The sequence below is a fragment of the Mycobacterium hippophais genome (assembly GCF_027529605.1).
Taxonomy (GTDB): Bacteria; Actinomycetota; Actinomycetes; order Mycobacteriales; family Mycobacteriaceae; genus Mycobacterium; species Mycobacterium arseniciresistens.
In genome coordinates this window covers 358,109-381,229 of the sequence record NZ_JAPZPY010000001.1, presented here as the reverse complement: position 1 = coordinate 381,229, position 23,121 = coordinate 358,109, and the positions used below count along the sequence as shown (strand labels likewise).

26 protein-coding genes are annotated in these 23,121 nt (G+C 68.8%); 12 read left to right on the top strand and 14 right to left on the bottom strand.

Annotation, left to right across the window (positions count from 1 at the left end; all coding sequences use genetic code 11):
• Positions 1–4: 4 nt before the first annotated feature.
• The gene (locus O6P37_RS01870; RefSeq protein ID WP_269892469.1) at positions 5–1,045 is read right to left on the bottom strand and encodes a zinc-binding dehydrogenase; all 1,041 of its coding nucleotides are present in this window, start codon (positions 1,043–1,045) and stop codon (positions 5–7) included.
• A 39-nt stretch (positions 1,046–1,084) separates the two neighbouring features.
• Here O6P37_RS01870 and O6P37_RS01865 point away from each other — a divergent pair, with 39 nt between their 5' ends.
• Positions 1,085–1,939, top strand: coding sequence for a patatin-like phospholipase family protein (locus tag O6P37_RS01865; RefSeq protein WP_269892468.1), 855 nt, complete (start codon positions 1,085–1,087; stop codon positions 1,937–1,939).
• Here the strand turns inward: O6P37_RS01865 and O6P37_RS01860 are convergent.
• Genes O6P37_RS01860 through O6P37_RS01850 form a run of 3 tightly spaced genes read right to left on the bottom strand, consistent with a single transcriptional unit; the run spans position 1,936 to position 3,743 of the window.
• Entirely contained in the window at positions 1,936–2,967 is a 1,032-nt protein-coding gene (locus O6P37_RS01860; RefSeq protein ID WP_269892467.1) for a patatin-like phospholipase family protein, read from the bottom strand. The genes O6P37_RS01865 and O6P37_RS01860 overlap by 4 nt on opposite strands.
• Positions 2,968–3,000: 33 nt before the next feature.
• Entirely contained in the window at positions 3,001–3,432 is a 432-nt protein-coding gene (lpqV, locus tag O6P37_RS01855) for a lipoprotein LpqV (RefSeq protein ID WP_269892466.1), read from the bottom strand.
• Positions 3,433–3,479: 47 nt separating this feature from the next.
• The gene (locus tag O6P37_RS01850; protein ID WP_269892465.1) at positions 3,480–3,743 is read right to left on the bottom strand and encodes a hypothetical protein; all 264 of its coding nucleotides are present in this window, start codon (positions 3,741–3,743) and stop codon (positions 3,480–3,482) included.
• 288 nt (positions 3,744–4,031) lie between these two features.
• On the opposite strand from O6P37_RS01850, the gene O6P37_RS01845 reads away from it, so the two are divergent.
• Entirely contained in the window at positions 4,032–4,586 is a 555-nt protein-coding gene (locus O6P37_RS01845; RefSeq protein WP_269892464.1) for a cysteine dioxygenase, read from the top strand.
• A gap of 2 nt (positions 4,587–4,588) precedes the next feature.
• Positions 4,589–4,963: a rhodanese-like domain-containing protein gene (locus tag O6P37_RS01840; RefSeq protein WP_269892463.1), complete on the top strand. Its 375-nt coding sequence runs from the start codon at positions 4,589–4,591 to the stop codon at positions 4,961–4,963.
• Here O6P37_RS01840 and O6P37_RS01835 read toward each other — a convergent pair.
• The 3 genes from O6P37_RS01835 to O6P37_RS01825 are packed head-to-tail and all read right to left on the bottom strand — an operon-like array spanning position 4,960 to position 8,492.
• Positions 4,960–6,660: an alpha/beta hydrolase gene (locus O6P37_RS01835; protein ID WP_269892462.1), complete on the bottom strand. Its 1,701-nt coding sequence runs from the start codon at positions 6,658–6,660 to the stop codon at positions 4,960–4,962. The two genes, O6P37_RS01840 and O6P37_RS01835, sit on opposite strands and share 4 nt — an antisense overlap.
• 9 nt (positions 6,661–6,669) lie before the next feature.
• The gene (locus O6P37_RS01830; RefSeq protein ID WP_269892461.1) at positions 6,670–7,446 is read right to left on the bottom strand and encodes an enoyl-CoA hydratase; all 777 of its coding nucleotides are present in this window, start codon (positions 7,444–7,446) and stop codon (positions 6,670–6,672) included.
• Complete coding sequence (locus tag O6P37_RS01825; protein WP_269892460.1) at positions 7,443–8,492, bottom strand: enoyl-CoA hydratase/isomerase family protein; 1,050 nt, start codon at positions 8,490–8,492, stop codon at positions 7,443–7,445. The genes O6P37_RS01830 and O6P37_RS01825 overlap by 4 nt, the downstream gene beginning before the upstream one ends.
• 172 nt (positions 8,493–8,664) lie before the next feature.
• Between O6P37_RS01825 and O6P37_RS01820 the strand changes: the two genes are divergently transcribed.
• Together O6P37_RS01820 and O6P37_RS01815 are read left to right on the top strand one after the other, a co-directional pair.
• Entirely contained in the window at positions 8,665–9,504 is an 840-nt protein-coding gene (locus O6P37_RS01820; RefSeq protein WP_264012804.1) for a Bax inhibitor-1/YccA family protein, read from the top strand.
• 163 nt (positions 9,505–9,667) lie between these two features.
• Entirely contained in the window at positions 9,668–10,513 is an 846-nt protein-coding gene (locus tag O6P37_RS01815; protein ID WP_269892459.1) for a DUF559 domain-containing protein, read from the top strand.
• Positions 10,514–10,579: 66 nt separating this feature from the next.
• On the opposite strand, the gene O6P37_RS01810 is transcribed toward O6P37_RS01815, so the two are convergent.
• Both O6P37_RS01810 and O6P37_RS01805 read right to left on the bottom strand, forming a co-directional pair.
• Positions 10,580–11,797 (bottom strand): acetyl-CoA C-acetyltransferase, encoded by a 1,218-nt coding sequence (locus O6P37_RS01810; RefSeq protein WP_269892458.1) that lies wholly within the window; start codon positions 11,795–11,797, stop codon positions 10,580–10,582.
• Between the two features lie 33 nt (positions 11,798–11,830).
• Entirely contained in the window at positions 11,831–12,793 is a 963-nt protein-coding gene (locus tag O6P37_RS01805; protein WP_269892457.1) for an SGNH/GDSL hydrolase family protein, read from the bottom strand.
• A gap of 193 nt (positions 12,794–12,986) precedes the next feature.
• Between O6P37_RS01805 and O6P37_RS01800 the strand changes: the two genes are divergently transcribed.
• From O6P37_RS01800 to O6P37_RS01785, 4 genes are all read left to right on the top strand, one after another.
• Entirely contained in the window at positions 12,987–14,039 is a 1,053-nt protein-coding gene (locus O6P37_RS01800) for an alpha/beta hydrolase (protein ID WP_264012801.1), read from the top strand.
• 29 nt (positions 14,040–14,068) lie between these two features.
• On the top strand, positions 14,069–15,463 hold the full coding sequence (locus O6P37_RS01795) for a cystathionine beta-synthase (RefSeq protein WP_264012800.1): 1,395 nt from the start codon (positions 14,069–14,071) through the stop codon (positions 15,461–15,463).
• Between the two features lie 157 nt (positions 15,464–15,620).
• Entirely contained in the window at positions 15,621–16,262 is a 642-nt protein-coding gene (locus tag O6P37_RS01790; RefSeq protein WP_269892456.1) for an RDD family protein, read from the top strand.
• Between the two features lie 13 nt (positions 16,263–16,275).
• Entirely contained in the window at positions 16,276–17,085 is an 810-nt protein-coding gene (locus O6P37_RS01785; RefSeq protein WP_269892455.1) for an RDD family protein, read from the top strand.
• Positions 17,086–17,095: 10 nt separating this feature from the next.
• Here the strand turns inward: O6P37_RS01785 and O6P37_RS01780 are convergent, their stop codons facing one another.
• Positions 17,096–18,262: an acyl-CoA dehydrogenase family protein gene (locus tag O6P37_RS01780; RefSeq protein ID WP_269892454.1), complete on the bottom strand. Its 1,167-nt coding sequence runs from the start codon at positions 18,260–18,262 to the stop codon at positions 17,096–17,098.
• A gap of 56 nt (positions 18,263–18,318) precedes the next feature.
• Between O6P37_RS01780 and O6P37_RS01775 the strand changes: the two genes are divergently transcribed.
• Positions 18,319–19,470 carry a cystathionine gamma-synthase gene (locus tag O6P37_RS01775; protein WP_269892453.1) on the top strand — a complete coding sequence of 384 codons (1,152 nt, stop codon included), beginning with the start codon at positions 18,319–18,321 and terminating at the stop codon, positions 19,468–19,470.
• On the opposite strand, the gene O6P37_RS01770 is transcribed toward O6P37_RS01775, so the two are convergent.
• From O6P37_RS01770 to O6P37_RS01760, 3 genes are all read right to left on the bottom strand, one after another.
• Positions 19,462–20,124, bottom strand: coding sequence for a GOLPH3/VPS74 family protein (locus tag O6P37_RS01770; RefSeq protein WP_269892452.1), 663 nt, complete (start codon positions 20,122–20,124; stop codon positions 19,462–19,464). The two genes, O6P37_RS01775 and O6P37_RS01770, sit on opposite strands and share 9 nt — an antisense overlap.
• Before the next feature lie 60 nt (positions 20,125–20,184).
• Positions 20,185–20,679: a transcription elongation factor GreA gene (gene greA, locus O6P37_RS01765; protein WP_264012794.1), complete on the bottom strand. Its 495-nt coding sequence runs from the start codon at positions 20,677–20,679 to the stop codon at positions 20,185–20,187.
• Between the two features lie 235 nt (positions 20,680–20,914).
• On the bottom strand, positions 20,915–21,337 hold the full coding sequence (locus O6P37_RS01760) for a DUF4307 domain-containing protein (protein WP_269892451.1): 423 nt from the start codon (positions 21,335–21,337) through the stop codon (positions 20,915–20,917).
• Between the two features lie 114 nt (positions 21,338–21,451).
• Between O6P37_RS01760 and mca the strand changes: the two genes are divergently transcribed.
• Together mca and O6P37_RS01750 are read left to right on the top strand one after the other, a co-directional pair.
• Positions 21,452–22,324 carry a mycothiol conjugate amidase Mca gene (mca, locus tag O6P37_RS01755; RefSeq protein ID WP_264012792.1) on the top strand — a complete coding sequence of 291 codons (873 nt, stop codon included), beginning with the start codon at positions 21,452–21,454 and terminating at the stop codon, positions 22,322–22,324.
• Positions 22,321–22,605, top strand: coding sequence for a hypothetical protein (locus tag O6P37_RS01750; RefSeq protein ID WP_269892450.1), 285 nt, complete (start codon positions 22,321–22,323; stop codon positions 22,603–22,605). Before mca ends, O6P37_RS01750 begins: the two co-directional genes overlap by 4 nt.
• Here O6P37_RS01750 and O6P37_RS01745 read toward each other — a convergent pair.
• The gene (locus O6P37_RS01745) at positions 22,602–23,111 is read right to left on the bottom strand and encodes a hypothetical protein (RefSeq protein WP_269892449.1); all 510 of its coding nucleotides are present in this window, start codon (positions 23,109–23,111) and stop codon (positions 22,602–22,604) included. The two genes, O6P37_RS01750 and O6P37_RS01745, sit on opposite strands and share 4 nt — an antisense overlap.
• Between the last annotated feature and the right edge of the window lie 10 nt (positions 23,112–23,121).

The following is a 23,121-nucleotide window of genomic DNA, read 5'->3' as shown; positions in this document are numbered from 1 at the left end:
AGACTCACGGCTGCACCAAGATCCGGATCGGATCGCCGTCGGCCTTCTCGAGCTTCTCGATGCCGAGTGCCACGTCCTCCAGCGGGACGACGGCACTGATCGAGCGCGACAGGTCCAGCCGGCCCAGCGAAACCAGCTGGGCCAGTGTGCCGATGTCGGAGTTCTGATACCCGAGGTGTCCGAGCACCTGTCGCTTGAACAGGTTGAAGATCGAGGTCGGCCCGATGGTGGGAGCGTCGGCGCTCATCCCGACACCGACGAGCCTGCCGCCGACGGTCAGGCTGTTCAGGGCCTGCTCGAATGTCGACCCGAGGCCGACCGCGTCGAACACGACGTCGAGGTTGCGTCCGCCGGTGACCTCGGCGATCTTGCCCGCGAGGTCGGGGTCGCGCGCGTCGAACGCGTGGTCGGCGCCGACGGCCAGCGCCCTGTCGAGGATGGCGGGTTTGATGTCGACCGCGATGATCGGGGCGGCGCCGACCAGCCGGGCGAGTTGGATGATGTGCGTGCCCAATCCGCCGACACCCCAGACGCCGACGGATTCGCCGATACCGACACCGGCCGTCCGGACCACCGCGCCATAGGGTGTGGAGACGGCGTCGGCCAGGATGGCGGCCTGCTCCATCGGCACGTTGTCGGGAATCCTCGTCAGGCCGAACGCCTGAGCCACCGTGTACTCGGCCCAGCCGCCGTCGTAGGCGAACGCCATCAACCGGATGCGCAGGCAGTTCGACATGTCGCCGCGGCGGCAGTTCACGCATTCCAGGCACGGCTTGCCGGCCGCCACCACCACGCGGTCGCCCTCCGCCCAGCCGGTGACGCCGGGCCCGATGGCCGCGACGGTGCCCGACGTCTCGTGCCCCTGGGTGACCACCGGCAGCTGCGAGGGGAACGTGCCGTTGATCAGACTCAAGTCGGAGTGGCAGATGCCGCAGAACGCGACCTTGACCAGCACCTCACCCGGGCCCGGTGCGGGAATCGGGACGTCCTCCACGGTGATGGTCCTGGTGTCGGCGTAGAAGCGCTGCGCGCGCATGGTGGCCATCCGCCTCACGGTAGGCGACGGCTGGCACACTCGGGACCCGTGACAACGAAAAGGGCACTGGTCCTCGCCGGCGGCGGGATCGCGGGTATCGCCTGGGAGACCGGCATTCTGCAGGGCATCGCCGACGAGTCGCCGTCGACGGCGCAGGCGCTTCTCGACGCCGACGTCCTGCTGGGCACCTCGGCCGGATCGACGGTCGCCGCGCAGATCAGCAGCGGCACGGGCCTCGACGCGCTGTTCGAGCGCCAATTGGCCACGGTGTCCGCCGAACTCAGTCCGGCCGTCGGCATCGACGGCATCGTCGAACTGTTCGTCGGCGCGATGGCGCAGCCCGGCCTGACCACCACGCAGAAGCTGCAGCGGATCGGCGAGATCGCGGTGTCCACCCCGACGGTCGACGAGGCGGTGCGGCGCGACGTCATCGCTGCCCGGCTGCCGTCGCACGAGTGGCCCGACCGGGTGCTGCGGATCCCCGCGATCGACACCGCGACCGGTGAACTCGTCGCGTTCGACCGCTCCGCCGGTGTCGGCCTCGTCGACGCCGTGGCCGCCAGTTGTGCGGTGCCCGGCGCGTGGCCGCCGGTGACGATCGACGGCCGCCGCTACATGGACGGCGGTGTCGGCAGCACCATCAATCTGCGATTCGTCGACGACTGCGACGCCGTCGTGGTGCTGGTGCCGTCCGGCCGGAACTCGCCGTCGCCGTTCGGCGGCGGCGCTGCCGAAGAGATCGCCTCACACGGCGACCGGGTGCTCGGGGTGTTCGCCGACGACGACGCGCTCGCCGCATTCGGCGCCAACCCGCTCGACCCGGCATGCCGCGTCCCGTCCGCACAGGCCGGGCGGACACAGGGCCGCCGGGTTGCCGCCGAGATCGCGGCGTTCCTCGCCTAGGGGGTCAGCAGGGGGCTGAGGCCCGGCGCCTCCAACTCGTCGAGCGCGCGCGTCGCCAGCTCGCGGCCGACCTGGATGACCTCCGCGGCGCGGTGGAAGTCGAGGCTGCGGCAGACGGTGCGAGGCACCTCGATCAGCAGATCCGGCGGGTAGCCGGCGAGCGTGTGGCGGGCCAGCGCTGCCTGCGCGATGTCGATGGTGCGGTTCATCACCTCGAAGCTGCTCAGCCGGGGCACCACGACGTCATCCACCTCGTCGAGGTCCTCGGAGCCGTCCCCGTCGGCAGCGTCGTCGACGGTGCCGTCCTCCGGGTCTTCGGTGGTGCCGAACCGGCTGAGCATCGACCGCACCGCGGGCGTGTCGAGCACTGCGCGGGCCGATTTGGTGTCGAGCAGCGCAGATGTGCTGCGCAGCAGGCGGTTCAGCCATTCGGTATTGACGCCCGACTGGTCGCCGTCGGGTTCGGCGCGCCCGCCGGACTCGCTGCCGCTCAGGCTCACCGCGATCGTCAGGTCGGCGTTGACGGCCGAGATCGGTGCCATCGGCAGCGGGTCGAGGATGCCGCCGTCGGCGAGCAACCGGCCGTCCAGCACGTAGGGCATGATCACGCCGGGAATGGCGATGGAGGCGCGGATCGCCTCGTCGAGCGGCCCGCGCTGCAGCCAGACCGACTTGCCCGCGATCAGATCCGTCGTCACCGCGGTGTACGGGATCGGCAGGTCCTCGATCGCCACCTCGCCGAGGATCTCGCGGACGGCGTCGATGATCTTCTCGGCCCGCAGCACCCCGGCGGCGGTGATCGCCGGATCCAGCAGCCGGAGCACCGCACGCTGCGTCAGCCCCTTCGCCCAGTCGGCGTACTCGTCGAGCTTTCCCGCCGCGTGCAGGCCGCCGACCAGGGCGCCCATCGACGATCCCGACACCCCGACGACCTCGTAGCCGCGGCTGCGCAACTCGTCGATCACCCCGATGTGCGCGTAGCCGCGAGCCCCGCCGCTGCCCAGCACCAGAGCGACCCGCTTGCTCATGGCGCTATTGTGCGCCCTTGCGGTTCGAAACGGTCAGCCGCACAACTCGCCGGCGGCCGCCTCGACCGCGACGATCACCGCCGCCTGCCGCGGCGGTGTCAGCTGCGACCACGGCGTGCCGAACGTCCCGGGCCCCGCCGAGTCCGAACGCTGCAGCTCGCCCAGGTACGGCTCGATCTGCGACGCGAGGTCGCCGCCTTTCTCGGTCATCCACGTCCTGGCGGCGTTGCACGCCTGGAAGTACTCCTCCTCGGTGGACTCCGCAGGCGAGCCGACGGCGGTGGTCACCCCGCCCGGCGTCACCTCCTGCGCGCCCGGCGCCGCCGTGCGCGTCTCCGACGTGGCCGTCGTCGACGGGCCGGGCTGCGGCGAAGTGCCGGGGACGGCGTCCTCGGAGCCCGACGAACAGCCGGCGAGGGCGATGACACCGGCGGCCGCGAACACCACTGCGGGGTAGCTGCGCATACCGCTCAATCTAGGCAACCGTGTGACGCGGCCCGCCGCCGCCTGCGTCAGATGCCGGTGCAGAGCGAGACGAACGGGATCGGCGCACACACGCCGATCGAGAATCCGGGCGTCGGGTCGCCGTTCCACGGCGGGGGAGGTGGCGGGGGTGGCGGCGGCGGGGGAGCACCCACACACGAGTTGGACGGCGCGTCGTACACCGTGCCCGGGCCGCACTCGGCGGCACTGCCCACACCGGGCGTCGCGACCGTCACGAACAACAACGGCGCGAACGAGGCAGCCGCGGCGACTGCCAGATGTCTGATCTTCATTGCAGGCCTCCTGCAGCTTCTCCCCACGGCCCGACCACGACTTTACCCCCGGGCGGCCGCGCCGAACCAACGCTTCGACGCCTGTCCGCACCGCTTCGTCCGCCGGCGGCACTCGAGGCCGACCAGCGTCTTTCCAGATTCATCCTGAGGTTAAAGCCTGCGGCTACCGGGCCGTCCCTGGCTGTGGAACACTTGGCGCTGTGACGAAGACGACTGACCGTCTGGAGTGTTGTCGGGCCTGACGCCCGCCCCCGATCCGTCCCGTCACACCCCCTTTGGAGCTCCTCCATGGTTTCCGCGGTTTCCACGCGTCCCCTCACGCTGCCGCCCGTTGCGGTCGCCCCGGCCGTCTCGGCGCCCACCCGGCTCCGGTTGCCCGATCTGCTGCACGCCACCGACGCCGGCGCCGACGAGGTGCTCAGCGGGCGCTACGACCACCTGCTGCCGAAGCGCGGCGTTCCGAGCGACGACCGCTGGTTCACCCGCATGTACGGCGACGATGAACTCGACATCTGGCTCATCAGCTGGGTGCCCGACCGGTCGACCGAACTGCACGACCACGGCGGCTCGCTCGGCGCGCTCACCGTCGTGTCGGGATCGCTGTCCGAAACCCGCTGGGACGGCGAGGCGTTGCGGCGCCGGCGGTTGTCGGCGGGCGATCAGGCCGGCTTCCCGCTGGGTTGGGTGCACGATGTGGTGTGGGCGCCGGACCCCGTCCCGACGCCTACGCTCAGCGTGCACGCCTACTCGCCGCCGCTGACGGCGATGTCGTACTACGAGGTCACCGATCGGCAGACGTTGCGGCGCAACCGCACCGAACTCACCGAACACCCGGAGGGATGAGCATGGCCAGCCGCATCGACCGCATTCTCGAGATTGCGCGGTCGCGTCTCGAGCGGATGCCGGCCCGCGACGTACCCGCAGCGCTGGAGCGCGGCGCCCTGCTGGTGGACATCCGTCCGCAGGCGCAGCGGGCGCGCGAGGGCGAGGTGCCGGCCGCGCTGGTGATCGAACGCAACGTGCTGGAGTGGCGCTGCGACCCGACCAGCGACGCGAAGATCACCCAGGCCGTCGACGACGACGTCGAATGGGTGGTGCTGTGCTCCGAGGGTTACACCTCGAGCCTGGCCGCCGCAGCGCTGCTCGATCTCGGGCTGCACCGGTCCACCGACGTGATCGGCGGCTACCACGCGTTGAAGGCCGAAGGCGTCCTCGTCTAGCTGCTCTCGCCGGAACGCAGCATCGGCCGCAGCCGCTCGGTCTTCTCCGGCGTCCATCCCGGCGGCTGCAAGATCGCCGCCCACGCGTTGGCGACGTCCCTGACGTAGACGTGGCCGTGCCCGTCGGGCACGTCGATCGCCACTGCCATGTCGGCCGACACCTGTAGGAACGTCACCACCGGAATCCACTTCATCCGGGCGGTGCGGTCGTAGCCGGGCGGCTCCTCGAGCCAGTCGGGCCGGGCGAACAGCAGATCCGGATTCCACCACGAGATCGGGTCGGAGGCGTGCTGCAGGTACACCGCCCGCGGCACGCCCCACGGATCGGCGGGCCGCTCCAGGTTCTCCGGCCGGGCGGCGAACCGGACGTTCTCGCCCTTGTCGTAGATCGGCAGCCACTCCGGCGATCCGGCGTCGCGGTTGAGGGTGAGATCGGTCCAGATCGTGTTGTTGAACGTCGGCCCGCTGAACAGTGCGCCGTCGGTGCGGGCGACGAGATTGTTCAGTGCCAGGAACGGCGCCTCGCCGCCGAAGGAGCCGAGGCTCTCGCCGAAGACCACCAGTCGCGGCCGTTGCGCTTCGGGCATCGCCCGGATGAGGCCGTCGACGGCTTCGAACAGCGCCTGCCCGGCTTGGCGGGCGTTCTCCTTATCGACGAGGAACGACAGCCAACTCGGCAGGAACGAGTACTGCATCGAGACGATCGCGGTGTTGCCGTTGAACATGTACTCCAGCGCGGCGGCCTCGGCGCCGTTGATCCAGCCGGTGCCCGTCGAGGTGGCCACCGCGACCACCTCGCGGCCCAGGCCGCCGGTGCGCAGCAGTTCCTGCGCCGCGAGTGCCGCCGTGGCCTTGATGCCGTCCGCGGAGTTGAGTCCCGCATAGGCGCGGATCGGCTCGACGGCCGGAGTGCCGTTGAACCGTGTGAGCTTCTCCGCAGGCGTCGCCCCCGCGACGAACACCCTGCCCTGGTGGCCCAAGGACTCCCAGCTGACCAGCGACTGCGGGCCGCCGGACTGCAGTGTCGACGTGGGCGCCGCGAAATCCGGGTCGGTCTCGTCGTTGACCGCCTCGAAGGTGTTGTTGATCGTGCTCATCGCGAAGCGCACGACCACGCCGTTGAGGATCGCGATCGTCAGCACCAGAAGCAGGGCCACCACCACGACGGCCGAAACCCGCGGCGGGGCAACCCGTTCGAGCTGGCGCATCAGGAACAGGATCAGCTTGCGGATGAGCTGACCGACTTCCACGAGGGCGAACAACACCACGACGGACAGCACCGCCGTCAGCGGATGGTCCCAGAATCCCAGCCGCGGCACCCCCATCAGGTCGCGGACCTGGTCCTGCCACACATGGAAGTACACGATCATCAGCACCTGGCCGATGACGCCCACGACGAGCAGCGCCAGCCACGCCCACGCCGGGGCACGCGGACTGGAGTTCCGCGAGAGCATGAAGCGGACCAGCCACACCCCGAACACACCGAGCGCGTAGCCGAATGCGCCGGCGCCGCCACTGACGAGGCCCTGGAACAGCGGCCCGCGCGGCAGCAGCGACGGGGTCATCGAGAACCACAGGAACACCAGACCGAGGGCGGTGCCGAAGAAGGTGTACCGGCGTAGCCACCAAGGTCGTTTGGCGGGGGGCTGCTCGTCCTGCGGAGGCGCCTGCGGTTCGGCCTCCGCGGTCTCGGTCACCAGAGCACTTTAGCGATGGGTGAAGTTCGGCGGGCGCTTCTCACTGAAGGCCGCCATCCCCTCCTTCTGATCTGAGGTGGCGAAGGCGGAGTGGAAGAGCCTGCGCTCGTAGAGCAGGCCTTCGGCCAGTGAGGATTCGAACGCGCGGTTGACGGCCTCCTTGGCCATCCTGGCGGCGTTCAGTGACATGCCCGCAATGGTCTTCGCGACGGCGTTGGCCTCGTCGAGCAGCGTGTCGGCGGGGACGAGTCGCGACACCAGGCCGCTGCGCTCGGCCTCCTCGGCGCCGATCGTGCGGCCCGTCAGGATGAGATCCATCGCCTTGGCCTTGCCGATCGCGCGGGTGAGCCGTTGCGAGCCACCCATTCCGGGCAGCACGCCGAGCTTGATCTCGGGCTGGCCGAACTTCGCGGTGTCGGCGGCGATCAGCACGTCGCACATCATCGCCAGCTCGCAGCCACCGCCGAGCGCGTAGCCTGCGACGGCCGCGATGGTTGGGGTGCGGGTGGCCGCGAATGTGCCCCAGGGAGCGAAGAAGTCGGCCGCGAAGACGTCGGCGAACTCGAGGGTCGCCATCTCCTTGATGTCGGCGCCCGCGGCGAAGGCTTTCTCGTTGCCGGTGACGATGATGGCGCCGATGCCCGGGTCCTGGTCGAGTTCGGTTGCGGCAGCGCCGACTTCGGCCATCACCTGGCTGTTGAGCGCGTTCAGCGCCTTCGGCCGGTTCAGGGTGATGGTGCCGACGCGGTCGTCGCGGGTGACGAGGATGGTCTCGTAGGACGTCACGGTTGTTCCTCCGGGAAGGTCAGGTCGGGGTCGGCGGGGGCGAAGTAGGCGTCGACGTCTTCTTCGGTGACGTCGGCGATCGAAGGTGGCGACCACTTCGGGTTGCGGTCCTTGTCCACCAGCTGCGCACGGATGCCTTCGACGAGGTCGTGGGACCGCAGCGAGCCGCACGACGTCCGGTACTCCTGGCGCAGCACGTCCTCCAGGGTGGCGAGTTCGCCGGCGCGGCGCACGGCTTTGAGCGTGACGGCCAGTGAGACGGGGGAGCGGCCGCCGATGAGGTCGGCCGCTTTGTCGGCCGGTTCGGCACCGTAACCGCGCAGGGCCGCGACGATGTCGGCGATCGTGTCCCCGGCGTAGCACTCGTCGATCCACTCCCGCTGCTCGAGCAGGGGGCTCGCCGGCGGCTCGACGGTGTGGGCCTTCAATGCGGCCTCGACCCCGTCGGCGACGAGTGTTTCTGTGAACGCTCTCAGTGAATCGTGCGGGATGTAGTGGTCGGCGAACCCCATTGCGATGGCGTCGGCGCCGGAGAACGGCGCGCCCGTCAATGCGGCGTGGAGGCCGAGCGAGCCCGGTGCGCGGGACAGCAGATAGGTGCCGCCGACGTCGGGGATGAAGCCGATGCCGACCTCCGGCATCGCCATCTTGGTGGTGTCGGTGACGACACGGACGTCGCCGTGCGCGCTGACGCCGACCCCGCCGCCCATCACAATGCCGTCCATCACCGCCACGTAGGTCTTCGGATAGCGGCCGATCACCGCGTTGAGCTGGTATTCCTCGTACCAGAACTGGCGGGCCTCGGAGCCGTCGGCCTTCGCGCTGTGGTAGATCGCGACGACGTCGCCACCGGCGCACAGGCCGCGTTCGCCGGCGCCGGTCAGCAGCACGGTGTGTACGGCGTCGTCGTGTCTCCAGGCGTCGAGCGCCTCGGCCAATGCCATGACCATGCCGTGGTTGAGCGAGTTGATCGCCTTCGGCCGGTTCAGGGTGAGCAGGCCGACGCCGTTCTCGACGGTTACTAGGACATCCTCGTTTTCTGCCACGGGTAGCAATCTAGATCGTCGCCCGCCTCTCACCTCCGACGGGTAATGTTTTGCCACGAACCGGCCACAGGAAGTTCCCAGGATCCCTTGTCATCTCGGGAACTAACTCGGCGCCGGTGATCGTTGAGAGTGTGTTCGTCACTCGAACCACAGCACAGGAGAGGATCCGACGGTGCGCGAGAGCAGCAACCCGGTATTCCGCTCGTTGCCCAAGGGGCAGCAGGGCGGATACGCGTCATTCGGTACCGGAGCCGCCGGCTACGGTGCCCAGCAGGTACACGCTGAGCCCTATACCGCTCAGTACCCCGAGCAGACGGGCGTCGCCCGGCCGCTGACCATCGACGACGTCGTCACCCGCACCGGCATGACGCTGGCCGTGCTGACGGTTTCGGCCGTGGTCTCCTTCTTCCTGGTCACCCAGAACATCGGGCTGGCCATGCCGCTCACCCTGATCGGTGGCCTCGGCGGCCTGGCGCTCGTGATGATCGCCATGTTCGGCCGCAAGCAGGACAACCCGGCCATCGTGCTGAGCTACGCGGTGCTCGAGGGCCTGTTCCTCGGTGCGGTGTCGTTCCTGCTGACCTTCAACATCCAGGGCGCCAGCGCCGGCGGGCTGATCTCGCAGGCGGTGCTCGGCACCTTCGGCGTGTTCTTCGGCATGCTGGTCGTCTACAAGACCGGCGCCATCCGCGTGACGCCGAAGTTCACCCGCATGCTCGTCGCCGCCATGATCGGCGTGGTCGTTCTCGCCCTCGGCAACTTCGTCTTCGCGATGTTCACCGATGGCGCCGGCCCACTGCGTGACGGCGGCCCGATGGCCATCATCTTCTCGCTGGTGTGCATCGGCATCGCGGCGTTCAGCTTCCTGCTGGACTTCGACTCCGCTGACCAGATGATCCGCGCCGGCGCGCCGGAGAAGGCCGCATGGGGCATCGCCCTCGGCCTGACCGTCACGCTGGTCTGGCTCTACCTCGAAATCCTGCGGCTGCTGACTTACTTCCAGAACGACTAGCAGCCTTCGCGAGGGAAGCCCGGCACCGGACGAGGTGTCGGGCTTTCTGCGTTCTCGGGGCTTTGGCGTTGAGTTTGTTCACAGATCGCGATCCGTCCACAAATCGCGATCTGAGCGCAAAATCAACGGGCCCACCGTCAGAGGTCGCCATGAGGCTGCGGGCATGGACGGCACTGCATTCCTCGGATCCGAGGCGGTCGCGACGGGCGTTGTTCCCAAGCACCGCCTGCGCTCGCATCACCGCGCCGTGTTTCCCGGCGTCTACGTGCCGCGGGACGCCACGCTCGACCTTCGAGAACGCGCCTACGCGGCGTGGTTGTGGTCGGGGCGCCGTGGTGTTCTGTCTGGCCTGACCGCGTCCGCCCTCCATGGCGCCAAGTGGGTCGACGCCACCGAGCCCATCGAACTGATCTACAGCTGTGCCCGTCCTCCCGCGGGACTGCGGACCCACGCGATGGCGCTGCGACTCGACGAGTGCGGCGTTGTCGCGGGCCTACCGGTCACCACACCGGAACGCACCGCCTTCGATCTGGGCAGGCGCGGCACGGGCGACGCGGCCGTCGCACGACTTGACGCCCTCGCACGGGCGACCCGTCTGGATCTGACACGCGTGAAGGACGTCGCCGGGCACCACCCGCACACGCGTGGTCTGCGTCGACTCGCGACAGTGCTCGACTTGGTGGATGCAGGCGCCGAGTCGCCACGGGAGACCTGGCTTCGCCTCCTGCTGCAGCGTGCCGGATATCCGCGACCGCGCACACAGATTCCCGTGCTCAGCCCGGATGGACGGCAGAAGTACTACCTCGACATGGGGTGGGAAGATCTCAAGCTCGCCGTCGAGTACGACGGTGATCACCATCGAACGTCAAAAGAGCTCTACGCCTACGAGATTCAGCGCGCCGAGGACATCCGCGAGCGCGGGTGGCTGGTGCTCAGAGTGGCCGCGCGAACCCGTGAGGTCGACGTGCTGGACCGCGTTCAGCGGGCGTGGCGCATGCGACCGCATTGACTTTGCACAGAGATCGCCGAATCGCGTGATTCGACGATCTGTGTGCAAACTCAACGGGCCGATGAATCAGGAAAGCCGCTCCACGATCATCGCCATGCCCTGGCCGCCACCGACGCACATGGTCTCGAGACCGAACTGCTTGTCCTGGGTCTGCAGGTTGTTCAGCAGCGTGGCGGTGATGCGGGCGCCCGTCATGCCGAACGGGTGGCCCAACGCGATCGCGCCGCCGGACACGTTGAGACGCTCCTCGTCCATGCCGAGCGCACGCGCCGAGCCGAGCACCTGGACGGCGAACGCCTCATTGATCTCGTAGAGGTCGATGTCGCCGATGCTCATACCGGCGTTGGCGAGCGCCTTCTTCGACGCCTCGATCGGGCCGAGGCCCATGATCTCCGGCGAGAGCCCCGACACCCCGGTCGCGACGATGCGCGCCAACGGCGTCAGGCCCAGTTCGCGAGCCTTCTCGTCGGACAGGATGACCACCGCGGCGGCGCCGTCGTTGAGCGGACAGGCATTTCCGGCGGTCACCGTGCCGTTCGGCCGGAACACCGGCTTGAGCTGGCTGATCTTCTCGTAGGAGGTGCCGGCGCGCGGGCCGTCGTCCTTGCTCACGACGGTGCCGTCCGGCAGCGTGACCGGCGAGATCTCCCGCTCGAAGAAGCCGCTGTTGATGGCCTCCTCCGCCCGGTTCTGCGACCGCACCCCCCAGTGGTCCTGATCTTCGCGGCTGATGCCGGTGTGCAGCGCGACGTTCTCGGCGGTCTGGCCCATCGCGATGTACACGTCGGGCAGCGACCCGTCCTCGCGCGGATCGTGCCACTCGTCGCCGCCGGCAGCGGCCTGGTTCGACCGTTCCTGCGCCTCGGCGAACAGCGGGTTCTTGGTGTCGGGCCAGCCGTCGGCGTTGCCCTTGGCGAACCGCGACACCGTCTCGACGCCCGCCGAGATGAAGGCGTGGCCCTCGCCGGCCTTGATCGCGTGGAAGGCCATCCGCGACGTCTGCAGCGACGATGAGCAGTAGCGGTTGACGGTGGTGCCGGGCAGGAAGTCATAGCCGAGTGCGACGGCCACGGCGCGGCCGATGTTGAATCCGGACTCGCCGCCGGGCTGGCCGCAGCCCATCATCAGGTCGTCGATGTCGTGCGGGTCCAGCGACGGGACCTTGTCCAGCGCGGCGCGGACCATCTGGGCGGCCAGGTCGTCGGGTCGCATGTCGACCAGCGACCCCTTGTTGGCGCGGCCGATCGGCGAGCGGGCGGTGGCGACGATGACGGCTTCAGGCATGACGGCTCCTCAACTTGCTGGTCACCGAAGAACCTAGCTGGCGGGCCCGACGATCGGCGCGGGCACCCCGGTGGTGGGCCTGCGCCACAGCCGTGAGACGCCGCCGATCCGCTCGAGCAGCGAACTCCCCTCGGGGGCGCGCGGCTCCAGGGCCGTGTCGGTGTCCGCGGTGGAGACGCCCAGCGCGGCGCACAACGCGGGCAGCAGCTGGTTGCCCGCCAGCGCATAGCCGTCGGCGGACGGGTGGAACATGTCGTCGGAGATCATCAGATCCGGTGCGTTGAGGAACTCGGGTGACAGCAGGTCGGCGAACGGCACCGGCATGCCGCCTGCCGCCCGCACCGCACTGGCCTGTGCGCGCGCCAACCGCAGCCCGAGAGTGCGGGTCACCGTGCGCAGCGGCTGCGGGATCGCCGTGAGCACGCCGAAGTCCGGGCAGGTGCCGACGACGACGACCGCGCCGGCGGCCCGCAACCGTCGCACCCCGTCGCCGAGGCGGCGCGCCGAGGCCCTGATGCCGTTGGGCCGCGTGATGTCGTTGGCGCCGATCATGATGACCGCGGCATCCGGCGGTGGCCCGGCGACGAACATCGCGTCGATCTGACCCTGTAGACCCTTCGACGTGGCGCCGACGATGGCCTTCGTGCTCAGCCGGATCCGCTTCCCCGACGCTTCGGCCAGCCCGCGTGCGAGGAGAACGCCCGGCACTTCGTCGGCCACCCGGCAGCCATAACCGACGGCAGTGGAGTCGCCGAAGATCATCAGATGGATGTCGAACGGCATCCCACGGGTCCACTTCTCGACGGGTCCGCCGCCGGGGGAGTAGACACCGTCGGCGCGCGGCGGGATGTCGAAGGCCTTCGGGATGGTCTGACGTGCCTGATCGGCCTGCCCGATCAGCAGATTGCGGGCTCCGACATAGGCGGAGCCCGTCGATGCGAGCGTGGCCGCAGCGGCGAGAGCGACGGTCGTTTTTCGCGGTGCACGTATGCCCACGCGGCCAGTTTAGGTGCCGAATCGGTCATTGACCGCGTGGCGGCGCCTACTGGCAGTCACGGTGCGGTATCAACTCCGGTACCAAATTGGTTTAACAAGCTAGGAAACCGGATACAGGTGTCAAGCTAAGTCACCGGGATTGGCTGACACAACATGCCCCCGGGGCACTACAACGGCGTAGGAAGTGGTGGCGATGACCGCACCTAGTAAGGTTCCCAGCACTCCTCGTGCTGCCATTCATGCAGCTAGAGCCAATAAACCGCGTCGATATCCGGTCAGTGACGGGGCGCCGGTCGAGGTGCTCGAGGACGGTCCCAGCCTCGCAGGACGGCTGGTCGGCCTGGTCGCGATGGCCACGATCAAGCCAACTCTGGCCATTGGTAGCTACGCCCCGAAGATGCCGTGGCCCTGGGGCATGGTCGATTTCGCCTGCCGGATCCTGCGGCCGCCGCCTGGCACGGTCCGGGCGACGATCGGCCTGACGAACTGCAATGCACAGCTGGTGCGGGCGCCGGGCGTACTGCCCGCCGACGGCAAGCGCAGCGTCATCCTGTACCTGCACGGCGGCGCATTCATCACCTGCGGGGTGAACAGCCACCACCGCATCGTCAACTCGTTGAGCGGCTACGCCGACAGCCCCGTGCTGGTGGTGAACTACCGGATGATCCCCAGGCACTCGGTGGGCCAGGCCCTCGACGACTGCTATGACGCCTACCAGTGGCTGCGGCTCAAGGGCTACGAGCCGGACCAGATCGTGCTGGCCGGCGACTCGGCGGGTGGCTACCTGTCGCTGGCGCTCGCCCAGCGTCTGCTCGCCGAGGGCGAGGAGCCGGCCGCGATGGTCACGATGTCGCCGCTGTTCGAGATCGACAACGAGCGCCGTGCCGAGCACCCCAACGTCCGCAGCGACGCGATGTTCCCGGCGCATGCGTTCGGGGCCCTGGTGGACCTCATCGAGCACGCCAACCGGCGCAATCCCGTCGACGGCGCGGCGCCGGAGATCTACGAGCCGCTCGACCACATCGAACCCGGCCTGCCGCGCACGCTGATCCACGTGTCCGGCTCGGAGGTTCTGATCAGCGACGCGCGAAAGGCGGCCCGGCTGCTCGCCGAGTCGGGTGTTCCCGTCGAGATCCGCATCTGGCCTGGTCAGATGCACGTTTTCCAGATCGCGGCTCCGATGGTGAAGGAGGCGACGCGGTCGCTTCGTCAGATCGGCGAGTACATCCGTGAGGCCACGTGGTGAGCTGACCGCGGGCCTGACACGATGGACTCATGCGCATCGCCCGGCACGTCAGTGAGCTCATCGGCAATACCCCTCTGGTACAGCTGAACTCCGTTGTCCCTCACGGCGCTGGCACGGTCGCCGCGAAGATCGAGTACCTCAATCCCGGCGGCAGCTCCAAGGACCGCATAGCGATCAAGATGATCGACGCCGCCGAGGCAAGCGGCGAGCTCAAGCCCGGCGGCACCATCGTCGAACCCACCTCGGGCAACACCGGCGTCGGCCTGGCGCTGGTCGCCCAGCAGCGCGGCTACAAGTGCATCTTCGTCTGTCCCGACAAGGTCAGCGAGGACAAGCGGAACGTGTTGCGCGCCTACGGTGCCGACGTCGTCGTCTGCCCGACGGCAGTGGCGCCCGACGACCCCGACAGCTACTACAGCGTCTCGAACCGGCTCGTCACGGAGATCGACGGCGCCTGGAAGCCCGATCAGTACTCCAATCCGATGGGACCGGAGTCGCACTACGAGACGACGGGTCCGGAGATCTGGGCCGACACCGACGGCAAGGTGACCCATTTCGTCGCGGGCGTGGGCACCGGCGGCACCATCACCGGCGCCGGCCGCTACCTCAAGGAGGTCTCCGGCGGAAAGGTGAAGATCATCGGCGCCGACCCCGAGGGCTCGGTCTACTCCGGCGGCACCGGCAGGCCGTACCTGGTCGAGGGTGTCGGCGAGGATTTCTGGCCCTCGGCGTACGACCCCGCGGTGCCCGACGAGATCATCGCCGTCTCGGACGCCGACTCGTTCGAGATGACCCGGCGGCTGGCCCGCGAAGAGGCGCTACTGGTCGGCGGATCCTGTGGCATGGCGGCGGTCGCCGCGATCCGGGTCGCCGAGCGGGAGGGCCCCGATGCTCTCGTGGTGGTGCTGCTGCCCGACGGCGGCCGCGGATACCTGTCGAAGATCTTCAACGACGCCTGGATGTCGTCCTACGGATTCCTGCGCAGCAGGCTCGACGGGTCGATCGAACAGTCGACCATCGGAGATGTGTTGCGCCGCAAGTCCGGTGCTCTTCCCGATCTGGTGCACACCCATCCGTCGGAGACCGTGCGCGACGCGATCGGCATCCTGCGGGAGTACGGCGTCTCGCAGATGCCGGTGGTCGGCGCCGAACCGCCGGTGATGGCGGGCGAGGTCGCAGGCAGCGTCTCCGAGCGCGAGCTGCTCTCGGCGGTGTTCGAGGGCCGTGCCAAGCTCGCCGACGCCGTCGCCGACCACATGGGTCCGCCGCTGCCACTGATCGGCGCAGGCGAACTCGTCAGCACGGCGGCCAAGACGTTGCGCGAATGCGACGCGGTGATGATCGTCGAGGACGGCAAGCCGATCGGCGTGCTGACGCGTCATGACCTGCTCGGTTTCCTGTCCGAGGGCAGCGGCCGCAGGTAGGCGTCGCCGCCCAAATTTCGGGCCCGGCAAACCGATACCCGGTGGTCGTGGCCCGCTGTACCAGCACCTTCAAGATCTTGCGAGAAACGCTGCTCAAAGCGGTATCTCAGGTACTGTTAGCTCGCTTGTCGTCGGCTACCTCAGCTGGAAGGTGTTCATGAGCGAACAACCGCCGCCGCACTCTGGAAACCTCCCACCTCCGCCACCGCCGGGTGGAAACTACCCACCGCCCCCGCCGCCGCAGGGCGGGTCCGGCTACCCGTCGCCGCAGGGTTCGGTACTGCCGCCGGAGGCCTACACGTCCTGGGGAACCCGCGTGCTGGCATGGCTGATCGACTACGTGCCGGTCATCATCCTGACCGGAATCGGGTACGGGCTGCTGATGGGCACTCAGGAGACCGAGTGCATCACCGACAGTTCCGAGTACCAGATGGGCGAGTTCTGCGCCGAAGGCGCGTCGACTCTCGGCCAGGTGTCGTTCGGCCTGTTCGGCGTCCTGCTGCCACTGGCCTACGGCGTCTGGAACTACGGCTACCGCCAGGGAACCACCGGCTCGAGCATCGGCAAGTCGGTGATGAAGTTCAAGGTGGTCAGCGAGAAGACCTGGCAGCCCATCGGTTTCGGACTGTCGCTGGTTCGCGAGATCATCTACTGGGTGGCGTCGGCGGCGTGCGGCGTCGTCTGGCTCGTCGCCGTTCTTTTTCCGCTGTGGGACCCCAAACGGCAATCTCTTGCTGACAAGATCATGACCACCGTGTGCGTACCGCTCGACCAGACACCCGGCCAAACCACCTACTGATCCCGGAGGACACATGACCGAACAACCACCTGGCGACTACCCGCCGCCGCCTCAGGGTGGCGGGGGATACCCGCCCCCGCCCCCGCCGCCACCCGGCGGTTACCCGCCGCCTCCGCAGCAGGGTGGCTATCCGCCGCCTCCGCAGGGCGGTGGCTACCCGCCGCCCCCGCCGCAGGGCGGCTACCCGCCGCCCCCGCAGGGCGGTGGCTACCAGGGCCCGCAGGGCGGATTCGGTGGGCCGCAGGGGTATCCGTCACAACACGGCCTCGGAGTCGGTGCCATGCCGGCGGAGGCCTACACCTCCTGGGGCACCCGCGTGCTCGCCTACCTGATCGATTACATTCCGGTGCTCATCCTGTTGGGCATCGGCTACGGCATCGCCTTCGCCACCGCCGACAACAACTGCTACGGCGACACCTACGGCTACGGCGGCGGCTGCACATCCGAATTCTCCGGCGTCGGCTTCGCCCTGCTGGCCCTCACGTGGATCGCCGGTATCGCCTACTGGGTCTGGAACCTCGGCTACAAGCAGGGGACGACGGGCTCCAGCATCGGCAAGGGCCGGATGAAGTTCAAGATCGTGAGCGAAAGCACCGGTCAGCCCGTCGGATTCGGCATGTCGTTCCTGCGCGAGGTGCTGTACTGGGTGGCCTCCGCGGTCTGCGGCATCGTCTGGATCGTCGCCGTGCTGTTCCCGCTGTGGGATCAGAAGCGGCAGACGCTCGTCGACAAGATCCTGAATCACGTCGCGCTTCCGGTGTCGGGTCAGGAGCAGGGTTTCCAGAGTCAGCCGGGGCAGCAGTACGGCGGACCTCAGCAGTAACCAGGACGGTTCATCGGAAGGCGCTGACGCCCGTCAGCGCCTCTCCGATGACCATCTGATGCACCTCCGAGGTGCCCTCGTACGTCAGCACGGATTCCAGGTTGTTGGCGTGCCGCAGCACTGGATACTCCAGCGTGATGCCGTTGGCGCCCAACAGGGTTCGGCACTGCCGGGCGATCTCGAGGGCCTCGCGCACGTTGTTGAGCTTGCCGAAACTCACTTGCTCGGGCCGGATGCGGCCGGCGTCCTTGAGCCGTCCCAGGTGCAGCGCCAGCAATTGCGCCTTGCCCAGTTCGACGGCCATGTCGGCGATCTTGACCTGGGTGATCTGGTAGCCGGCCAACGGCTTGTCGAACACCTCGCGGGTGCCGACGTAGTCGATCGCGGTCTGCAGGCAGTCGCGGGCGGCGCCGACGCTGCCGAACACGATGCCGAAGCGGGCCTCCGAGAGGCAGGCCAGCGGACCCGACAGTCCGCGCGCCCCGGGGAGCCGGGCGTCGTCGGGCAGGCGCACGTCGTCGAAGCTCAGTTCGGAGGTGTTCGAGGCCCGCAGCGACAGCTTGTGCGTCATTTTGCGCGCCGTGAATCCCTCGGTTCCGCCCGGCATGATGAACCCCAGGATGCCCTCCTCGGCGCGGGCCCAGACGATCGCGACGTCGGCTTCCGAGCCGTTGGTGATCCACATCTTCGAGCCGTTGATGATCCAGTCGGAGCCGTCCCGGCGAGCCGTGGTGCGCATCCCGGACGGGTTGGACCCGAAGTCCGGTTCGGTCAGGCCGAAGCAGCCGATGGTGTCGCCGGTGGCCATCCCCGGCAGCCACTGCTGGCGCTGCTCCTCGCTGCCGTGCCGATGGATCGCGAACATCGCCAGCGAGCCCTGCACCGAGACCATGCTGCGCAGCCCGCTGTCGACGGCCTCGAGTTCCTGGCACACGACGCCGTAGGCGGTGGCGCTGGACTCGCCGCAGCCGTAGCCCGTGAGGTGCATGCCGAGCAGGCCGAGCTTGCCGAACTCGGTCGCCAGCTCGCGCACCGGCACCTCGCCGGCCTCGAACCATTCCGCGATGTGCGGACGCAGCCGCTGTTCACCAAACTCACGCACGGTCTGCCGGATCGCCAGTTCCTCGGGTTCCAGCATCTGGTCGATGTCGAGCAGGTCGTCGATACGCGTCGTCATGATCCATGTCTACACCCGCTCACCGCGGGCGCGGACGGGGATAGGCTCGACGCGTTATGAGTGCACACAGCAAGTGGCAGGGCCTGGCCACGACGGCCATTCACGCCGTACGGCCCGATCCCCGAACCGGCGCCGTCAACGTCCCCATCTACGCCAGCTCGACATTCGCCCAGGACGGCGTCGGCGGGCTGCGGGAGGGCTTCGAGTACGCCCGAACCGGCAACCCGACCCGCGCGGCGCTGGAGTCGGCGCTGGCCGCGGTCGAGGGCGCGGCATGTGGGCGGGCGTTCAGTTCGGGGATGGCCGCCACCGACTGCGCGCTGCGGGCGCTGCTGCAGCCGGGTGATCACCTCGTCATCCCCGACGACGCCTACGGCGGCACCTTCCGGCTGATCGACAAGGTGTTCAGCAAGTGGGGGATCAGCTACACCGCGGTGGCGCTGTCCGACCTGGACGGGGTGCGGGAGGCGGTGACCCCGCAGACCCGGCTGATCTGGGTGGAGACGCCGACCAACCCGCTGCTGTCGATCGCCGACATCGCGGGCATCGCCGAGCTGGCGTCGGCGTCGGGTCTGAAGGTGCTGGTGGACAACACGTTCGCTTCACCCGCACTGCAGCAGCCGCTGTCGCTTGGCGCCGACATCGTGCTGCACTCGACCACCAAGTACCTCGGCGGACACTCCGACGTCGTCGGCGGTGCGCTGCTGACCAACGACCAGGCGCTCGACGCGGCGTTCGCGTTCCTGCAGAACGGTGCAGGCGGCGTGCCGGGACCGTTCGACGCCTACCTGACGATCCGCGGCCTGCGGACACTGGTGCTGCGGATGCAACGGCACAGTGAGAACGCCGCGCTGGTGGCGGAGTTCCTGGACGGCCACGCGGCGGTCGAGACCGTGCTCTACCCGGGGTTGCCCGGCCATCCCGGCCACGAGGTCGCCGCCCGGCAGATGAGCGGCTTCGGCGGGATGGTGTCGCTGCGGATGCGCGGCGGGGCGCAGGCGGCACGCGATCTGTGTTCCCGCACAGAGCTTTTCATCCTCGCCGAGTCGCTCGGTGGGGTGGAGTCGCTGATCGAGCACCCCGGCGCGATGACGCACGCGTCCACGGCGGGTTCGCAGCTGGAGGTGCCCGACGATCTGGTGCGGCTGTCGGTCGGGATCGAGCATCCCGCCGACCTGCTGGCCGATCTGGAGCAGGCGCTAGCGTAACGCCGGCCGCAGTGCCGACGCCGTGACGGCCAGGTTCATCTCGGGCAGCGCGGACGAGGACTCCTCGACCCAGCTGCCCAGCGCGATCTCGCCGGCGCGGCCGTGCACCCAGCGCCAGCCGCGGTCGTTGAGGCTCAGCAGGGCGCCGAGACCGTCGACGGCGTGCAGCAGGAAGATGATCGCGGCGGTGGACGGCGCCGGTGCGGTGCGGTCGAACAATGCCGACAACACGGCCGCCCTGGCGTGGCCCACCCGGTCGCGATTGAGCAGCGGCCACGCGTAGGCGTGCCCGAAACCCTTGACGGGCAACTCGACCCGGCCTATCTGCCCGGTGCGGTGCAGGTACTCGGCGAGGTTGTCCTCGGTGTGCTTCCGCAGCTTGCCGACCACGGCGGCCGGACGCATCGGCTGCTGCTGAAGCAGACGGAAGGCGGGCTCGCTGACCGGATCGAGCGGCGCGTTGGCCGTCAGTACGATCAGTCGGCCCTCTTCGACCGGTTCGCCGGGCATGGTGGGCCGGATATGGCAGGCGTACGCCAGATCGAGCAGTACGGCGGCCGTCAACACCCGCTCACGGCGCGCACGGTCGAGCCCAGGCTGGCCGGACGCGTTGTCCAGCAGCAGGAGAAAGAGGTCCTCGGCGATCTGCGCCACGGTCGGAGGGTAACCCGGCGCGTGCGCGGCCCGCGCACCCGAGCGGCTGCGCCGGCGTCGTCAGGAGTGGTAGGGCTCGGCCTTGACGAGGGTGACCTTGACGGTCTTGCCGCTCGGCACCGTGTATGAGCGCGTCTCGCCCTCTTTGGCGTCGAGCAGGGCGCCGCCCAGCGGCGACACCGGCGAGTAGACCTCGAGCTTGCCGTCGTTGACGCCCTCCTGCCGGGTGGCGATCAGGAACGTCTCCTCGTCGGACTTGTTGCCGTCGTAGTAGACGGTGACGACCGAACCTGGCAGTGCGACGCCGGACTGCTTGGGGGCCTCGCCGACCTTGGCGTTGTTGAGGAGCTCCTGCAGCTGACGGATGCGGGCTTCTTCCTGGCCCTGCTGGTCGCGTGCGGCGTGGTAGCCGCCGTTTTCGCGCAGGTCGCCCTCTTCGCGGCGGTCGTTGATCTCGGCCGCGATCACCGGCCGGTTGGCGATGAGCTGGTCAAGCTCGACCTTGAGCCGGTCATAGGACTCCTGGGTCAACCACGTGACCTGGGTGTCAGTCATGTCCTCGCGCTCCTGTCGTCGTTGTCTCGCGCTGTTCGCATACGAAGTTGTGAGGTTCGCCGGGATTCACACGCGTATCGCAGCGCTTCGCGAGCCCTCGAGATATCCCCCCGCAAATGCAGCAATACACGGTCCCAGCGGGAACCGTGTACCGACCGATCATACCACCGGCACGCCGTGTGGTTTTCATGAATTCGCTGGTTGGCGTTTGTTGCGGGGCGCGATCGGCGGTGTTCTAGGACGCCTTCAGGTAGGGCGGGACGTCGGTGCCGCAGCCGTAGACGTCGCCGACCGCCGGCGTGCGCGTCGACTTGACGATCGTCGTGACCTGCACGGTGGCCTGCGACGATGGCGGGATCAGCACCTCGCGCCGGCCCGTCTCGCCACCGTCCTTGGCGCGGGCCCGCACGATGCACACCGCGGGCAGCGACGGATCGGGGCGGGTGACGCCGATGGTCACCTCGACGGTCTCGTCGTCGATCAGGCGGTAGGCGCTGAGTTCGCCCTCCACCTCGTTGGATCCGAACCGCGCAAACGCCACCACGGCGACGATCACGCCGACCACGAGCGCCCCGGCCAACGCCGCGACGCCGAGCCAGCGGCGGTTGCCGCGCGGCGACCGCTGCCGCCCGTAGCGGTCGGCGGGACGTTCGATCATCTCGTTTTGGCAGCCCGTCGGTCGGAGAGAACAATCAGAACTGGAACTATAGGGCGACAGAAGTGATCGACACCGCGGCATAGGTTCGCCGGCGCCGTAGTTAGATGAGATGAGATGAGTGAACTGCGGTTGATGGCGGTGCATGCGCACCCCGACGACGAATCCAGCAAGGGCGCCGCGACGATGGCGCGCTATGCGGACGAGGGCGCGCGCGTGCTGGTGGTCACGCTGACCGGCGGCGAGCGCGGCGACATCCTCAATCCCGCGATGGACCTGCCCGAGGTGCACGGCCGGATGGCCGAGATCCGGCGCGACGAGATGGCCCGCGCCGCGGAGATCCTCGGCGTCGAGCACCACTGGCTGGGCTTCATCGACTCCGGTCTGCCGGAGGGGGACCCGCTGCCGCCGCTGCCCGAGGGCTGCTTCGCGGCGATCCCGCTGGACGGGCCCACCGAGGCGCTGACGAAGGTGATTCGCGAGTTCAAGCCGCATGTGATGACCACCTACGATGAGACCGGTGGCTACCCGCATCCGGACCACATCCGCTGCCATGAGGTGTCGGTCGCGGCGTACGAGGCGGCGGCGGACTACCGGTTGTTCCCCGACGCCGGCGAGCCGTGGGCCGTGTCGAAGCTGTACTACAACCACGGCTTCCTGCGGCAGCGGATGCAGCTGCTGCAGGACGAGTTCGCCAGGCGCGGGCTCGAAGGGCCGTTCGCCAAGTGGCTGGAGCACTGGGACGCCGACAAGGACATCTTCGCCGACCGGGTGACGACGCGCGTCGAGTGCGCGAAGTACTTCTCGCTGCGCGACGACGCGCTTCGCGCCCACCAGACGCAGATCGACCCCACGAGTTTCTTCTTCGCCACCCCGATGGATTGGCAGCAGGAGCTGTGGCCGACCGAGGAGTACGAGTTGGCCCGCTCGCGCGTCCCGGTCGAGTTGCCGGAGACGGATCTGTTCGCCGGGATCGAGACGGACGGATGACCGACACCCTGCTGCTCGCCATGACGCTGCTGGCCCAGGAGCAGCCGCGGGAGACCGGGCCGGATTTCGGCAAGGCCAGCCCGTTCGGCCTGATCGTCGTGGTGCTGCTGCTGATCGGCACGTTCGCGCTGGTGTGGTCGATGAACAAGCACCTCAAGCGGCTACCGGAGTCCTTCGACCCCGAGCACCCCGAGCCCGACCAGGCCGTCGACGAGGGCACCGTCGACCTGGGCCCGGAAGGCCAGCCGCGCACACCTGACGGCGGCGGGCCGGCGACCTAGCGCCGACGTCGCATCATCCGGTTGATCCAGCCGTCGATGTCGGGCGGAAGAGCGAGCACCTGGTCAGCCATCGCGACGGCATCACGCCCCAGGGCGTCGACTCGGCAGTGGCTTTCCGGGTAGAGCCCGAACGCGAGCTCCCACTCTCCGGCGGACCGTCCGTAGGAGTACCGGAAGACGCGCCGCCCCCGCGCCTGAGGATGACGGCCCTGGCCGCGGTAGTACTCGTCGAAATGCACGATGAAATTCCGCAGCTCGGGAAGGTGCGGATGGGTGGCGGCGAAGTCGTCGACCAGTCGGGTCAGATCGCCCTTGGAGTCGTCCACGGCATAGGCCCGGCATGCGAGCTGGAGCTGGTGGGCGGCGACGATGAGCAGGTTCGCGTCGCTGGCATGGCCCTCGTCGAGGCGTTGCAACTGCCGGTCGACGGTGTCCCGCCACTCGCGGATGAAGATGGGCAGGTCCGAGGCGTCGTCATGGTCGAACGGCAACGGTTGAGGGGACACGGGCCGACAG